This is a genomic window from Pseudomonas sihuiensis, assembly GCF_900106015.1.
Classification (GTDB): Bacteria; Pseudomonadota; Gammaproteobacteria; order Pseudomonadales; family Pseudomonadaceae; genus Aquipseudomonas; species Aquipseudomonas sihuiensis.
The window spans coordinates 1909545-1924860 of the sequence record NZ_LT629797.1 but is presented as its reverse complement, the minus strand read 5'-3'; the positions used below and the strand labels follow the sequence as shown (position 1 = coordinate 1924860).

17 protein-coding genes are annotated in these 15316 nt (G+C 61.7%); all 17 read left to right on the top strand.

Annotated elements, in window-relative coordinates; genetic code table 11:
• Nucleotide 1: 1 nt before the first annotated feature.
• The 17 genes from fliJ (at nucleotide 2) to fliA (ending at nucleotide 15313) form a co-directional block, all read left to right on the top strand.
• Nucleotides 2–451, top strand: a complete 450-nt coding sequence (gene fliJ / locus BLT86_RS09085) for a flagellar export protein FliJ (protein ID WP_003460736.1) — start codon at nucleotides 2–4, stop codon at nucleotides 449–451.
• 85 nt (nucleotides 452–536) lie between these two features.
• Nucleotides 537–842 (top strand): STAS domain-containing protein, encoded by a 306-nt coding sequence (locus BLT86_RS09080; RefSeq protein ID WP_003460737.1) that lies wholly within the window; start codon nucleotides 537–539, stop codon nucleotides 840–842.
• Nucleotides 843–844: 2 nt separating this feature from the next.
• Complete coding sequence (locus BLT86_RS09075) at nucleotides 845–2533, top strand: ATP-binding SpoIIE family protein phosphatase (RefSeq protein WP_092376205.1); 1689 nt, start codon at nucleotides 845–847, stop codon at nucleotides 2531–2533.
• 29 nt (nucleotides 2534–2562) lie between these two features.
• Nucleotides 2563–2916: an Hpt domain-containing protein gene (locus tag BLT86_RS09070; protein ID WP_092376202.1), complete on the top strand. Its 354-nt coding sequence runs from the start codon at nucleotides 2563–2565 to the stop codon at nucleotides 2914–2916.
• A 67-nt stretch (nucleotides 2917–2983) separates the two neighbouring features.
• The gene (locus BLT86_RS09065) at nucleotides 2984–4210 is read left to right on the top strand and encodes a flagellar hook-length control protein FliK (protein WP_092376200.1); all 1227 of its coding nucleotides are present in this window, start codon (nucleotides 2984–2986) and stop codon (nucleotides 4208–4210) included.
• A gap of 384 nt (nucleotides 4211–4594) precedes the next feature.
• Complete coding sequence (gene fliL / locus BLT86_RS09060; RefSeq protein ID WP_092376197.1) at nucleotides 4595–5116, top strand: flagellar basal body-associated protein FliL; 522 nt, start codon at nucleotides 4595–4597, stop codon at nucleotides 5114–5116.
• Between the two features lie 12 nt (nucleotides 5117–5128).
• Nucleotides 5129–6100, top strand: a complete 972-nt coding sequence (gene fliM / locus BLT86_RS09055; protein ID WP_003460756.1) for a flagellar motor switch protein FliM — start codon at nucleotides 5129–5131, stop codon at nucleotides 6098–6100.
• 70 nt (nucleotides 6101–6170) lie between these two features.
• Nucleotides 6171–6647, top strand: coding sequence for a flagellar motor switch protein FliN (gene fliN / locus BLT86_RS09050; RefSeq protein ID WP_084341003.1), 477 nt, complete (start codon nucleotides 6171–6173; stop codon nucleotides 6645–6647).
• A 2-nt stretch (nucleotides 6648–6649) separates the two neighbouring features.
• The gene (fliO, locus tag BLT86_RS09045; RefSeq protein ID WP_003460761.1) at nucleotides 6650–7081 is read left to right on the top strand and encodes a flagellar biosynthetic protein FliO; all 432 of its coding nucleotides are present in this window, start codon (nucleotides 6650–6652) and stop codon (nucleotides 7079–7081) included.
• The gene (fliP, locus tag BLT86_RS09040; RefSeq protein WP_092376194.1) at nucleotides 7081–7866 is read left to right on the top strand and encodes a flagellar type III secretion system pore protein FliP; all 786 of its coding nucleotides are present in this window, start codon (nucleotides 7081–7083) and stop codon (nucleotides 7864–7866) included. The genes fliO and fliP overlap by 1 nt, the downstream gene beginning before the upstream one ends.
• Nucleotides 7867–7877: 11 nt before the next feature.
• Nucleotides 7878–8147 carry a flagellar biosynthesis protein FliQ gene (gene fliQ / locus BLT86_RS09035; protein ID WP_003460763.1) on the top strand — a complete coding sequence of 90 codons (270 nt, stop codon included), beginning with the start codon at nucleotides 7878–7880 and terminating at the stop codon, nucleotides 8145–8147.
• Nucleotides 8148–8154: 7 nt separating this feature from the next.
• The gene (gene fliR, locus BLT86_RS09030; RefSeq protein ID WP_003460764.1) at nucleotides 8155–8931 is read left to right on the top strand and encodes a flagellar biosynthetic protein FliR; all 777 of its coding nucleotides are present in this window, start codon (nucleotides 8155–8157) and stop codon (nucleotides 8929–8931) included.
• A gap of 2 nt (nucleotides 8932–8933) precedes the next feature.
• Nucleotides 8934–10070 (top strand): flagellar biosynthesis protein FlhB, encoded by a 1137-nt coding sequence (flhB, locus tag BLT86_RS09025; protein WP_003460765.1) that lies wholly within the window; start codon nucleotides 8934–8936, stop codon nucleotides 10068–10070.
• 85 nt (nucleotides 10071–10155) lie between these two features.
• Nucleotides 10156–12303: a flagellar biosynthesis protein FlhA gene (gene flhA, locus BLT86_RS09020; RefSeq protein WP_092376191.1), complete on the top strand. Its 2148-nt coding sequence runs from the start codon at nucleotides 10156–10158 to the stop codon at nucleotides 12301–12303.
• Between the two features lie 11 nt (nucleotides 12304–12314).
• Nucleotides 12315–13625: a flagellar biosynthesis protein FlhF gene (gene flhF / locus BLT86_RS09015; protein ID WP_017679176.1), complete on the top strand. Its 1311-nt coding sequence runs from the start codon at nucleotides 12315–12317 to the stop codon at nucleotides 13623–13625.
• A gap of 114 nt (nucleotides 13626–13739) precedes the next feature.
• Nucleotides 13740–14570 (top strand): flagellar synthesis regulator FleN, encoded by an 831-nt coding sequence (gene fleN, locus BLT86_RS09010; protein ID WP_162843938.1) that lies wholly within the window; start codon nucleotides 13740–13742, stop codon nucleotides 14568–14570.
• Complete coding sequence (fliA, locus tag BLT86_RS09005; protein ID WP_026088789.1) at nucleotides 14567–15313, top strand: RNA polymerase sigma factor FliA; 747 nt, start codon at nucleotides 14567–14569, stop codon at nucleotides 15311–15313. Before fleN ends, fliA begins: the two co-directional genes overlap by 4 nt.
• Nucleotides 15314–15316: the final 3 nt, after the last annotated feature.

The window sequence follows — 15316 nt, the reverse complement described above, 5'->3', positions numbered from 1 at the left end:
GATGAGCCTGAGCCGCGCAAAGCGTCTGCAGCCGGTCGTCGAGATGGCAGAAAAGGCCGAGCGCGAGGCCGCGCGCCAGCTCGGGCATTGCCAGGGTCTGGTGGGGCAGGCCGAAGCCAAGCTGGGTGAGCTGGAGCGTTTTCGTGGCGACTACCAGCAGCAGTGGATCAGCGAGGGCAGCAAGGGCGTTTCCGGCCAGTGGCTGATGAACTACCAGCGCTTTCTGGCGCAACTGGAGACGGCGGTCGGCCAACAGCAGCAAAGTCTGGAGTGGCATCGCGCCAATCTTGAAAAGGTGCGCGCTGTTTGGCAGCAACGCTATGCGCGTCTCGAGGGGCTGCGCAAACTGGTCCAGCGCTACATTGACGAAGCCCGATTGGCCGAGGACAAGCGCGAACAGAAACTGCTCGACGAGCTGGCGCAACGCCTGATCGACCGTGGTGAACCCTGAATAGTGGTTGTTTCGTCGCCGACCAGATGCTACACCTTCAAGCGTGAATTGCCCTATCTGGCAAAGTCTCGACAAAGGAGTAGACATGGCCATTACCTCGCAGCCCTCGGCCGACGGGCAAGAGCTGACCATTGTGATTCGAGGACGCTTCGACTTCGCCTCCCACCAGGAATTTCGTGACGCCTACGAGCGCGTCAACCTGACGCCCAAGCGCTATCAGGTCGATCTGCGCGACACCAGCTATCTGGACAGTTCGGCACTGGGCATGCTGCTGCTGTTGCGTGACCATGCTGGCGGCGATTCGGCGCAGATCAGCCTGCTCAACTGCAGCAGTGACGTGCGCAAGATCCTCGCCATCTCCAACTTCGAGCAGTTGTTCAAGATCAGCTGAGCATGCCTGAGCGACTTGCCATTCTGATCGCCGAGGACAACGCGGCCGACCGCATGCTGTTGTCCACCATCGTCAGTCGTCAGGGCCACCGCGTATTGACCGCCAGCAATGGCCTGGAGGCGGTCGCCCTGTTCGAGCAGGAGCGTCCGCACCTGGTGCTGATGGATGCGCTGATGCCGGTTATGGATGGCTTCGAGGCGGCGCGGCGGATCAAGGATCAGGCCGGCGAGGCGCTGGTGCCGATCATCTTCCTCACGTCGTTGACCGAGGGCGAGGCGCTGGTGCGTTGTCTTGAGGCCGGCGGCGACGACTTTCTCGCCAAGCCCTACAACCAGGTGATACTCGAGGCCAAGATCGGGGCGATGGATCGTCTGCGCCGTCTGCACGACACGGTATTGCAACAGCGCGACCTGATCGCCCAGCACAACGAGCATCTGCTGCACGAGCAACGTGCGGCCAAGGCGGTATTCGACAAGGTGGCGCATTCCGGCTGTCTGGATGCGCCGAGCATCCGTTACATGCAGTCGCCCTACGCGCTGTTCAACGGTGATTTGCTGCTGGCGGCGTACAAACCGTCTGGCGGCATGCACGTGATGCTGGGCGATTTCACCGGTCATGGTTTGCCGGCGGCTATTGGCGCGATGCCGCTGGCCGAGGTGTTCTACGGCATGACGGCCAAAGGTCATGCCCTTGCCGAGATCCTTCGCGAGATCAATGCCAAGCTCAAGCGCATCCTACCGGTGGGTGTTTTCTGCTGCGCCACCGTGCTCAATATCAGCAGCAAGCGAGGCTTGCTCGAGGTGTGGAGTGGTGGGTTGCCAGATGGCTACCTGCTACATGGCGATGGTCGCCCGCGTCAGTCATTGGTGTCACGCCATCTGCCCCTGGGAATCCTCGAACCAGCGGCGTTCAGTGATCGCTGTGAGGTCTATCCGCTGGCGCCGGGAGATCGTATTTTTCTGCTCAGTGATGGCGTGCTCGAGGCCAGTGACCAGCAAGGGCAGCTATTCGGCGAGGCGCGCCTGCTCGAGCTTCTGGACGCCAATCGTCAACCGCAGGCATTGTTCGAGGAAATCCAGCTGGCGCTGGCGGCGTTCCGTGGCGAGCAACAGGATGACGTCAGCATGGTTCAGGTCGGCTTGGCCGAAGACGACGAGCATCCTCGCCCATTGGCCTTTGCCGACAGCGGTCAGGGCAGCGTGATGGACTGGTCGGCCAGTTTCGAGTTTCGAGCGCTGAGCCTGCGTCACTTCAACCCACTGCCATTTTTGCTGCAGCTGCTGCTGGACGTGCGGGCGTTGCGGCCGCGTGGTGGCGAGCTGTATACCGTGCTCGCCGAGCTCTATTCCAATGCCCTGGAGCATGGGGTAATGGGGCTGGACTCCTCGCTCAAGCAGGATGCCAGCGGCTTTGCCGAGTATTATCGGGAGCGACGTCTGCGTCTGGCGTCCTTGCAGGATGGCTATGTACGATTTCATTTGCAGATGCTGCCGGAAGAAGGGGGAGGGCGACTGATCGTCCGTGTCGAGGACAGTGGTCCCGGATTCGATCCGGTCACCGTCATGGCGCTTGGTGACGAAGCTCTGTGTGGTCGCGGTCTTGCCCTGGTTCGTCAGCTCAGCGACGGTTTCCAGATTGCCCCGGTTGGCCAGGGAGTCAGCGTGGAGTTTTGCTGGTCCTCTGAGGCATAATGCGACGCTGTTGTTCAGGGAGTGACCCGGTGTCCGATATCCATCTCGACGAAGCCGTCCTGGCGGCCCTGCAGGACGTCATGGAGGACGAATACCCGATTCTGCTCGATACCTTCGTGGCCGATTCCGAGGAGCGTCTGCGTCTGCTGCATGTGGCTGCGACCGAGGGTGATGCGCAGGGCCTGCGCCTGGCTGCGCACAGCTTCAAGGGCAGCTGCAGCAACATGGGAGCGGTGCTTCTAGCCAGCTTGTGCAAGGAACTCGAAGACGCGGGGCGGCGCGCGGCCCTGGAGCCGGCTCCGGCCCTGATCGAGCAGATCGAGCGCGAGTTCGCCATCGTCCGCATCCTGTTCAAGTCCGAGCGTCAGCGCTATCGCGCCTGACGCCTTTTCACGAGTTGGCCCGCCCTTTGCTCTGGTCCTGTCACGACCCATCAGACGGAGAGCGTCCATGTCCGCGTTGCCCGACCTACGCCTGCAGGCTACGCCTGAGGTGAAGAGCAAAGCGAAGCAGCCGGCCAAAGCGCTGGAACCCAGGAATAACGGTGCTTCCAGCTTTGCCGAGGTCTATGCAAGGGAGCGTCAGGCCAAGCCTGGCGAGGGTGCTGGCAGCACTGATAAAACCAGCCCGGAGCAGAGCGCTGATACCGCCAGGGAAGAAACCGAGGCTGCCCCGGCTGCCGCCGAGCAGCCTGTGGTTGCCGCGCCCGGCAACTCCTTGCCGGCCCAGGAAGGGGGGGAAGAAGAGCTCGATCCACTTCTGGCGATGGCGCTGGGTGGTATTCAGGTTCCGCTGGAGGAGGCTCCGTTAGCCGAAGTGGCGTCGGATGTGCCGGCTTTGATCATTAGCGGCGCCGCCCCGGCTGCCGCCGAGCAGGGCGAGCCTGTGCTGGAAAATGATGCGCTCGACCCACTGGCGCTGCTCAAGCAGTCGATGGAGGAGGCAGGCAAGGCCCAGGCACCACAGGATGCAGCGGCCAAAAGTACCCGAGTGGCGACCAGTACGGATTTCGCCGCCGCCATGGCAGCCATGGGCAAGGGCGAGCCGCTTGCTGAGAGCAGCGAGGAGTCGATGCTTGAGCTGCCGCTGGAAAGCCTGACCAAGGAAGCATTGGAAAGCCTCAAGGACAGCGTGCAGCCCAATCGCCCGGATCAGTTCGTCAGCAAGCTCAATGCGCTGACGCAGGCGCTCAACCATCAGGCTGGCGCCGCGCAACGCCTGCCACTGGTACCCGGTCAGCCGGTCGCCATGCAACAGGGCGGCTGGAGCGAGGCGGTGGTGGATCGTGTCATGTGGCTGTCCAGTCAGAACCTCAAGTCGGCTGAGATTCAGCTGGACCCTGCCGATCTTGGGCGTCTCGAAGTGCGGGTGAATCTGTCTCAGGATCAGGCCCAGGTGACGTTTGCCAGCCCCAATGCCGGGGTGCGTGATGCGCTGGAAGGTCAGATGCATCGCCTGCGTGAGCTGTTCGCTCAGCAGGGTATGAACCTGGCTGACGCCAATGTTTCCGATCAGTCGCTCAATCGCGGCTGGCAAGGGCAGGGCGAGGGGGGGCGTGGCAGTGCGGCTGGACGCGATGAGCGACTGGGCAGTGAGGAATTGCTCACGGGTGTTCAGCAGGAGGTGCATGGCGAGCGCCTGGTTGCCGGTCGTGGGCTGGTTGACTATTACGCCTGAGTGGCACGCGCACCGGATGGCGTTACACGGCATGGCCCGACGATGGGCGTTGCTCCGCTAGACTTGCATTCGCCCGGGTCATCGAAAGGTGCCCGGGCGCATGTATTTTGGGTGACAGCAAGGGCGCGGCGCTGTTAAATCCGCAGCCCGGAGTTAGCAGGCCGTTGAAAAACGTAGGCGAGGCAGCCAATGCAAGGCAAAAATAGGCGAAAAAGCGGAGTTTACGAGCTGTAAATGAGCATTTTGAGCCTGTTTTTAACGCAGCAGTGGCAACGCAGATAGTTTTTCAACAGCCTGTTAGACAAGTCAGCTCATCTGCTGGCATAACACTTGCTCTTAACCCTTTGAATGCGGAAAGAACGTAGGTACTGACGGATTATTGGCATGGCTAAGAAAGAAGCGGCACCGGCTGTCGACGGACAACCCGCCGGCAAGAGCAAGCTCAAACTGATCATCCTGATCGTGGTGGGCCTGCTTCTGGCCGTCGGCCTTTCCGTGGGCGGCACCTGGTTCATTCTCAGCAAGGGCGACAAGAGCGAGGCGGCTGAGCCCGCAGAGGCCGCGGCACCGGCGGCTCCAGTGCGCCAGCCGGCCATCTACCAGGATCTGATGCCGGCCTTCGTGGTCAATTTCAATTATCAGAATCGCACCCGCTACCTGCAGGTGAGCATGGCCCTGATGAGTCGCGATGCCGCAGGGATGGAGAAGCTCAAGGTACACATGCCGGTACTGCGTAATCGCCTGGTGATGCTGCTCTCCGGTCAGGACTTCGCCGTGCTGCAAACACCGCTGGGCAAGGAAATGCTGTTGCAGCAGGCGCTGGCCAGCGTGCAGGAGCTGGCGCAGAAAGAAACCGGCAGCACTGTGGTCGAGCAGGTGCTGTTCACCAATTTCGTGTTGCAGTAGCGGGAGCCGAAGATGGCCGTGCAAGACCTGCTTTCCCAGGACGAGATCGATGCGCTGTTGCATGGCGTCGATGACGGCCTGGTGGAAACCGAGGACGCTGCCGAGCCGGGTAGCGTCAAGCAATATGACCTGACCAGTCAGGATCGTATCGTCCGTGGGCGCATGCCGACGCTGGAGATGATCAACGAGCGCTTTGCCCGTTATACCCGCATCAGCATGTTCAACCTGCTGCGCCGCTCGGCCGACGTCGCCGTCGGTGGTGTGCAGGTGATGAAGTTCGGCGAATACGTGCATTCGCTGTACGTGCCTACCAGTCTCAACCTGGTGAAGATGAAGCCGTTGCGCGGCACCGGTCTGTTCATCCTCGATGCCAAGTTGGTATTCAAGCTGGTCGACAATTTCTTTGGCGGTGACGGCCGTCACGCCAAGATCGAGGGGCGCGAGTTCACCCCCACCGAACTGCGCGTGGTGCGCATGGTGCTCGACCAGGCGTTCGTCGACCTGCGTGAGGCCTGGCACGCGGTGATGGATATCAACTTCGAGTACGTCAACTCCGAGGTCAATCCGGCGCTGGCCAATATCGTCAGCCCCAGTGAAGTGGTGGTGGTGTCGACCTTCCATATCGAGCTCGACGGCGGTGGTGGTGACCTGCATATCACCATGCCGTACTCGATGATCGAACCGATCCGCGAGATGCTCGATGCCGGCTTTCAGTCCGATGTCGACGATCAGGACGAGCGCTGGATCAAGGCGCTGCGTGAGGACATCCTCGATGTCAGCGTGCCGCTCGCGGCCACGGTCGCGCGCCGCCAGTTGAAGTTGCGCGACATCCTGCACATGCAGCCGGGCGATGTGATTCCGGTGGAATTGCCGGAGCATGTGGTCATGCGTGCTAATGGCGTACCGACTTTCAAGGTCAAACTAGGCGCACACAAGGGCAATCTGGCCCTGCAGGTGCTGGAACCAATCGAACGCCAGCGCTGAAGTGCTGGTCATGCTTCAGGGCCGCTAGGCCCGATGTGAGCGAATAGCTGAAGCCAGGCGAGGAACGACGATGGCAGACGAAGAGAACACCTCCCCCGAGGAGCAGGCACTGGCCGATGAATGGGCCGCGGCGCTGGCCGAGGCAGGTGATGCAGGTCAGGACGATATCGATGCCATGCTGGCCGGGCAGGGTGCCGCTCAGGCGGCGCAACCTGCAGCGCCGCGTGCGCCGATGGAAGAGTTCGGTAGCGCGCCCCCCACCAGCAACCTGCCGGTCAATCTCGAAGGGCCGAACCTGGATGTGATTCTCGACATTCCGGTGTCCATTTCCATGGAGGTCGGCAATACCGATATCACCATCCGCAACCTGCTGCAGCTCAACCAGGGCTCGGTGATCGAGTTGGATCGCCTGGCTGGTGAGCCGCTCGATGTGCTGGTCAACGGCACCCTGATCGCTCACGGCGAGGTGGTGGTGGTCAACGAGAAGTTCGGCATCCGCCTGACGGACGTGATCAGCCCCAGCGAACGTATCAAGAAGCTGCGCTGATCATGGCCCGACTTTTAGCGTTGTTGCTTGCGCTGCCCGGGTTTGCGCTGGCAGCCGAGCCTGCGGACAAGGCCGCCACGCCCATGGCCGGCAGCGATGTGGCCGGCCAGTTGGGGCAGTTGCTGCTGGGGTTGCTGCTGGTCATCGGCCTGATCTTCGTCCTGGCCTGGCTGCTACGCCGCGTGCAGCAACTGGCGCCACGCAGCGGGCAGGTGATCAAGCTGTTGGCCACGCAACCGCTGGGGCCGCGTGATCGCCTGGTGCTGGTGCAGGTGGGCAACGAGCAGATTCTGCTGGGATTGTCTGCCGGACGTATCGCACCTCTGCATGTGCTCAAGGAGCCCGTGCACCTGTCCGATGCCGAGCCCGCTACGCCGGAGTTCGCCCAGCGCCTGATGGAGCTGCTGGGCAAGGATCAGAAGGACAAATCCTGATGTTGCGTTTGTTGCTGGTAGTGCTGCTGAGCCTGGCTGCTTCACTGGCGTTCGCCGAAGATCCGCCGGGTACCAGTTCGCTGATTCAGCAGGGCAGCAACCCATTGTCGATCCCGGCCATTACCCTGTCGACGGATGCCGAGGGGCAGCAGGAATATTCGGTCAGCCTGCAGATTTTGCTGATCATGACGGCGCTGAGTTTCATCCCGGCGTTCGTCATGCTGATGACCAGCTTCACGCGGATCATCATCGTCTTTTCCATTCTGCGTCAGGCCCTGGGTCTGCAGCAGACCCCCTCGAACCAGATTCTCGTTGGCCTGGCGCTGTTTCTGACGATGTTCATCATGGCGCCGATCTTCGACCGGATTAACACCGATGCCCTGCAGCCCTACCTGAACGAGGAAATCATCGCTCAAGAAGCGCTGAGCCGGGCAGAGGTGCCGATTCGCGACTTCATGCTGGCGCAGACCCGTGAGAGCGACCTGGAACTGTTCGTGCGACTGTCCAAACGCACCGACCTGGCCAGCGTGGAGGACGTGCCGTTGACCATTCTGGTGCCGGCGTTCGTCACCTCCGAGTTGAAGACCGCGTTCCAGATCGGCTTCATGATCTTCATTCCGTTTCTGATCATCGACATGGTGGTCGCCAGTATCCTCATGGCAATGGGCATGATGATGCTCTCGCCACTGATCATCTCCTTGCCGTTCAAGATCATGCTGTTCGTCCTGGTCGATGGTTGGGCGCTGATCATGGGCACACTGGCCGCCAGTTTCGGCACCTTATAGCGAGGCTCATGATGACTCCCGAGGTTGCGGTTGATCTGTTTCGTGAAGCGCTCTGGCTGATCGTGCTGATCGTCGGTCTGGCCGTGGTGCCGAGTCTGGTGGTGGGGTTGATCGTGGCCATGTTCCAGGCGGCCACGCAAATCAACGAACAGACGCTGAGCTTCCTGCCGCGCCTGATCGTGATGCTGGTTACCCTGATCTGGGCCGGCCCCTGGCTGGTCAGTCAGCTGATGGAGTACACCCAGACGCTGATCCAGAACATTCCCTACCTGATCGGCTGAGGGTGCCATGTTGGAGTTGAGCGATGCGCAGATCAGCAGCTGGGTGGGCCAGTTTCTGCTGCCGTTGTTCCGCATCGCCGCGATGTTGATGGTCATGCCGATCATCGGCACCCAACTGGTTCCGACCCGTGTGCGCCTGTATCTGGCGCTGGCCATCACCATCGTGCTGGTGCCGGTATTGCCGCCGATGCCGCAGGTTGATGCGCTGAACTTGCGCAGTCTGTTGCTGATACTTGAACAGGTGCTGATCGGCGCCATGTTCGGCTTCATCCTGCAGTTGTTCTTCCACCTGTTTGCCGTGGCCGGGCAGATTATCGCCATGCAGATGGGCCTGGGCTTCGCCTCCATGGTGGACCCGACCAATGGCGTGTCGGTGCCGGTGCTTGGCCAGTTCATGCTGATGCTGGTGACCCTGCTGTTTCTGGCGATCAACGGTCATCTGGTGGCGTTGGAGATTCTGGCGGAGAGTTTCGTCACCTTGCCTTACGGCCAGGGTTTCATGGTCAACCATTACTGGACACTGGCGGGCAAGCTGAGTTGGGTGATCGGCGCGGGCCTGCTGTTGACCTTGCCGGCAGTGACTGCGTTGCTGGTGATCAACCTGGCATTTGGCGTGATGACGCGCGCAGCGCCACAGCTCAATATCTTTTCCATCGGTTTCCCGTTGACGCTGGCCCTGGGCCTGGTGATCTACTGGATCAGCCTTTCCGATTTCGGCAGCCTGTTCCAGGCGCTGGCCAGCGATGCTTTGCAGCAGCTGGGTGAATTCGCTCTGGTGAGGTAGCCATGGCCGAAAGCGAGAGCGGTGCCGACAAAAGCGAGGAACCCACAGGCAAGCGACTTGAAGAGTCGCGCAAGAAAGGCCAGATCGCCCGTTCCAAGGAGCTCAATACCCTGGCGGTCACCCTCACCGGCACCATGGCCCTGATTATCTTCGGTGCCTACATGGGCAACGTGCTGATGGACATCATGCGCGGCAATTTCAGCCTGCCGCGTGAGGTGTTGATGAGCGAGCGCAGCATGGCGCTTTACCTGCTGGCTTCCGGCAAGGAAGCCCTGCTGGCGATGCAGCCATTCTTGATCGCCTTGCTGATCGCCTCTATCGTCGGCCCCATCGCTTTGGGCGGCTGGCTATTTTCCACGGAAGCACTGCAGCCCAAGGCCAGTCGGATGAATCCGCTGGCGGGGCTCAAACGCATGTTCTCGGTTCAGGCGCTGGTCGAGTTGCTCAAAGCGTTGGCCAAGTTCCTGGTCATCCTCGCCGTGGCGCTGGTGGTACTTTCGGTGGATCAGGACGATTTGCTGGCCATCGCCAATGAGCCCATCGAGCCGGCCATCCTGCACAGTCTGAAGGTGGTCGGCTGGAGCGCTTTTTGGCTGTCCTGTGGCCTGATCCTGATCGCCGCCGTGGATGCGCCATTCCAGCTGTGGAGTCACAAGCAGAAGCTGAAGATGACCAAGCAGGAGGTGCGCGACGAGTACAAGGACACCGAGGGCAAACCCGAGGTCAAGGGACGCATTCGTCAGTTGCAGCGTGAAATGGCTGAACGCCGCATGATGCAGGCCGTACCGCAGGCCGATGTGGTGATTACCAACCCGACGCACTTCGCCGTGGCGCTCAAGTACGACCCGGAGAAGGGAGGGGCGCCGCTGTTGCTGGCCAAGGGCGGCGACTTCCTGGCGCTGAAGATTCGTGAGATCGCCCAGGAGCACAAGGTGATGGTGTTGGAATCACCGGGGCTGGCGCGGGCCGTTTACTACTCTACCGAGCTCGATCAGGAAATCCCCGCCGGTCTCTATCTGGCGGTGGCGCAGGTGCTGGCCTACGTCTATCAGCTGCGTCAGTACCAGGCCGGCAAGGGCAAGCGCCCCGGCCCGTTACCGGATTTGCCCATCCCGCCAGATCTGCGTCGTGATTCGTAACGTGCGTCTTGGGCGCTGCCCTGTCATTTATGGAACGCTTCTTGCCATTACCCCTTCAGGACGCACTTTCGCGTCAAAAGATTGAATGGTTTGGGGTAGGGACGTGGCAGTAGATCGCGCACAGCTAATCGGTGACGTACGCAGCAACCTTGCAGGTTTGCGCCACGGCAACCTGGGTATCCCCCTGCTGCTGCTGGTCATGCTCGGCATGGTCATGCTGCCGATCCCGCCGTTTCTGCTCGACACTCTGTTCACCTTCAGCATCGCGCTGTCCATCGTCGTGCTGCTGGTCAGCATCTATGCGTTGCGACCGCTGGATTTCGCCGTGTTCCCTACCATCCTGCTGGCGGCCACGTTGTTGCGTCTGGCGCTGAACGTGGCTTCGACCCGCGTGGTGCTGCTCAACGGCCACGAGGGCCACGGCGCGGCGGGGCAGGTGATCCAGGCCTTCGGTGAGGTGGTGATCGGCGGTAACTACGTGGTCGGTATCGTGGTGTTCGCCATCCTCATGATCATCAACTTCGTGGTGGTCACCAAGGGTGCCGGACGGATTTCCGAAGTGAGCGCGCGCTTCACCCTCGATGCCATGCCTGGCAAGCAGATGGCTATCGACGCCGACCTCAATGCTGGCCTGATCGATCAGAACGAAGCCAAGAAACGCCGCAGTGAAGTGGCGCAGGAGGCAGATTTCTACGGCTCGATGGACGGTGCCAGCAAGTTCGTCCGCGGCGACGCCATCGCCGGCCTGCTGATTCTGTTCATCAACCTCATCGGCGGTATCGCCATCGGCGTGCTGCAGCACGGCCTGCCGTTCGCCGAGGCGGGCAAGGTCTACACCCTGCTGACCATCGGCGACGGCCTGGTGGCGCAGATTCCCTCCCTGCTGCTGTCCACCGCCGCCGCAGTGATGGTGACCCGTGTTTCCAGCTCCGAGGACATGGGCGCCCAGGTCAACCGGCAGATGTTCGCTTCGCCGCGGGCGTTGGCGGTGGCGGCGGCGATCATGATTGCCATGGGTCTGGTGCCCGGCATGCCGCATTTCTCTTTTATCAGCCTGGGCCTGGTGGCCGCTGGCGCCGCCTACTGGATCGCCAACAAGCAGCGCAAGACCAAGGAAGAGGAGGTCAAGGAGGTACAGCGCCAACAGGAGCTGCTGCCGGCGCAGAAGGCGCAGGAGGTCAAGGAACTGGGCTGGGACGACGTCACCCCGGTGGACATGGTCGGCCTGGAGGTTGGTTACCGGCTGATTCCGCTGGTCGATCGCAACCAGGGTGGCCAGCTGCTGGCGCGAATCAAGGGTGTGCGCAAGAAGCTGTCTCAGGAAATGGGCTTTCTCATGCCCTCGGTGCATATTCGCGACAACCTCGATCTGGCGCCCAACGCCTACCGCTTGACGCTCATGGGCGTCAGCGTGGCCGAGGCCGAGGTGTATCCGGATCGCGAACTGGCGATCAACCCCGGCCAGGTGTTCGGCCCGCTCAATGGCATCGCCGCCAAGGATCCGGCGTTCGGTCTGGAGGCCGTGTGGATCGACCCCACTCAGCGCGATCAGGCGCAGTCGCTGGGCTATACCGTGGTCGATGCCAGTACCGTGGTCGCCACTCACCTCAATCAGATCCTGCACAAGCATGCCCACGAGCTGCTGGGGCACGAGGAAGTGCAGCAGCTGATGCAATTGCTGGCCAAGAGTTCGCCGAAGCTGGCCGAGGAGTTGGTGCCGGGTCTGGTATCGCTGTCGACCCTGCTCAAGGTGCTGCAGGCGCTGCTCCAGGAGCAGGTGCCGGTGCGCGACATCCGCACCATCGCCGAGGCCATCGCCAACGTCGCGCCGAAGAGTCAAGATCCCGCCGCGATGGTCGCCGCGGTGCGCGTGTCGCTGGCCCGTGCCGTCGTGCAAGGCATCGTGGGACTAGAGCCGGAGCTGCCTGTGATAACCCTCGAGCCAAGGTTGGAACAGATCTTGCTCAACAGTCTGCAGAAGGCCGGTCAGGGCGGTGAGGATGGCATCCTCCTCGAACCGGGCATGGCCGAGAAGCTGCAGCGTTCCCTGGTGGAAGCGGCGCAGCGCCAGGAAATGCTCGGCAAGCCGGTGATTCTACTGGTGGCCGGACCGGTCCGGGCGATGTTGTCGCGCTTCGCGCGGCTGGCGGTACCCAGCATGCACGTGTTGGCCTACCAGGAAATTCCGGACAACAAGCAGGTCACCATAGTCGCTACGGTTGGCCAGAACTGAGGTAAAGGGTCATGCAGGTCAAACGCTTCTTCGCCGCCGATATGCGGACCGCCATGAAACTGGTGCGTGATGAATTGGGCGCCGATGCCTCGATCATCGGCAATCGCCGAGTTGCCGGTGGTGTCGAGCTAACCGCTGCGCTGGATTATCAGGCGCCGGCGCCGGTGCGCCCGAACCCGGCGCTGGAAGCCGAGCTGCGCAAGACCCAGGCGCGCATCGCCAGCGCCCAGGCGGAGCTGACCACGCGTGCCGAGCAGGATGCCGGCAAGGACCGTCAATTGTTCGCCAATGAATCGCTGCTGGCACCCGAGCTACCCGCGACCCTGGTCAAGCCGCAGCGCCCGGTCGAGGCCCCTGTACCTGCTACGCCTACGGTCGACCCGCGCGCACTGGAAGCCATGCGCTTCGAGCTGCACGGCTTGCGTGAGCTGATCGAAGTACAACTGGGTTCCATCGCCTGGGGGCAACTGCAGAACCGTCGCCCGCAGCAGGCCAATCTGTGGCGCCGCCTGCAGCGTATGGGGCTGTCTGCCGAGCTATCGCAGGCGCTGCTGAGCAAGGTAGCCGGTGTGGCCGAGCCGCGTCAGGCCTGGCGTATGTTGCTGGCGCATCTGGCTCACGCGATCACTACGCCCAAGGTCGAACCGCTGGAAGAGGGTGGTGTGATCGCGCTGGTCGGTCCGGCCGGCATGGGCAAGACCACCACCCTGGCCAAGCTGGCTGCGCGTTATGTGCTTAAGTACGGCTCGCAACAGGTCGCTCTGGTGAGCATGGACAGCTTCCGTATTGGCGCGCAGGAACAGCTCAAGACCCTGGGGCGCATCCTCGGTGTGTCGGTGACTCAGATCGACCCCGGTCAGTCTCTGCTGCAGGCTCTGGCGCCGCTGGCCAAGAAACGCGTGGTGTTGGTCGATACCGCTGGCCTGCCAGGCAACGATCCGGCGCTGCGTCTGCAGTTGGAGAGTCTGGCCTCGGCACGCATCAAGGCGAAGAATTATCTGGTACTGGCCGCAACAAGTCAGAGCCAAGTGCTCAAGGCGGCCTACCATAGTTACAAGCGTTGTGGCCTTTCAGGCTGCATACTGACGAAACTGGACGAAGCTGCGAGTCTGGGTGAGGTTTTAGGTCTGGCTATAGGCCAGCAACTGCCGGTAGCCTATGTGACGGACGGGCCGCGGATACCGGACGATCTGCACGTGCCGCGTAGCCATCAGCTGGTCAGCCGTGCCGTTGGGCTGCAGGCTGCCGAGGAGCCGAGTGAGGACGCCATGGCGCAGATGTTCGCCGGCCTCTATCACAATCCGGCCAAGCGAGCCGGTTGAAGCAGCGAGAATGTTGCACCCTCTCGCCACGTGGTGCGGGAGTGAACGGCCTCAACAGGTGCTTTCCAACGACCTGTAGGGCCAAGTCGAAGTTAGACAAGGTGTAGAAAGAACATGGGTATGCATCCCGTACAGGTGATTGCGGTGACTGGCGGCAAGGGTGGCGTCGGCAAGACCAATGTGTCGGTCAATCTGTCCATGGCCCTGGCCGATCTTGGCCGTCGGGTCATGCTGATGGACGCCGACCTTGGCTTGGCCAACGTCGACGTTCTGTTGGGCCTGACGCCCAAGCGCACCCTGGCCGATGTCATCGCGGGTGAATGCGATCTGCGTGACGTCCTGCTGCAGGGGCCGGGCGGCGTGCGCATCGTGCCGGCAGCATCCGGTACGCAGAGCATGGTCAGCCTCACGCCGATGCAGCACGCCGGGTTGATCCAGGCGTTCAGTGACATCAGCGAAAATCTTGACGTGCTGGTGATCGACACCGCTGCCGGTATCGGTGATGCGGTGGTCAGCTTCGTGCGTGCGGCGCAGGAGATCCTTGTGGTGGTCTGCGATGAGCCCACCTCGATTACCGATGCCTACGCGCTGATCAAACTGCTCAATCGCGATCACGGCATCAGCCGCTTCCGCGTACTGGCCAATATGGCCCACAGCCCGCAGGAAGGACGAAATCTCTTTGCTAAGCTGACCAAGGTGACGGATCGCTTCCTCGATGTCGCCCTGCAGTATGTCGGTGCCGTGCCCTACGATGAGTGTGTGCGCAAGGCCGTGCAAAAGCAGCGTGCTGTCTATGAAGCCTTCCCTCGATCCAAGTGCGCCCTGGCGTTCAAGGCGATAGCTCAGAAGGTAGATACCTGGCCGTTACCGGCCAATCCCCGTGGTCATCTGGAGTTTTTCGTCGAGCGTCTGGTGCAACAACCGACCGCAGACTCGGCCGTATGACAGCAGCCTCTGGACTTCGTATGTACAACAAGGCTCAGGCGCAGGACTCCCAGCACCAGCTGATCGAGCGCTATGCGCCGCTGGTCAAGCGCATCGCCTACCACCTGCTGGCTCGTCTGCCGGCCAGCGTGCAGGTCGATGATCTTATCCAGGCCGGCATGATCGGCCTGCTCGAAGCCTCACGCAAATACGACTCCAGCAAGGGTGCCAGTTTCGAGACCTTCGCCGGTATCCGTATTCGCGGCTCCATGCTCGACGAGGTGCGCAAGGGTGATTGGGCGCCGCGTTCGGTGCACCGCAACAGCCGTATGGTCAGCGATGCCATTCGTGTCGTTGAGGCAAGAACCGGGCGGGACGCTAAAGATCACGAGGTTGCGGCCGAACTCCAATTGAGTCTGGAGGATTACTACGGCATTCTTGGCGACACTTTGGGCAGCCGCCTGTTCAGTTTCGACGACCTGTTGCAGGACGGTGAGCATGGCGGGTTGCACGAAGACGCCGGACACACTCACCTCGAACCTTCGCGGGACCTCGAAGACGAACGCTTCCAGGCGGCCTTGGCCGATGCCATCGCCGGTTTGCCGGAGCGCGAACGTCTGGTGCTGGCGCTGTATTACGATGAAGAACTGAACTTGAAGGAAATCGGTGAAGTGCTGGGGGTTAGTGAGTCACGCGTGAGCCAGTTGCACAGCCAGTGCGCGGCGCGTTTGCGCTCGCGGCTGAGTGAATGGCGTGCTGGCTGAACG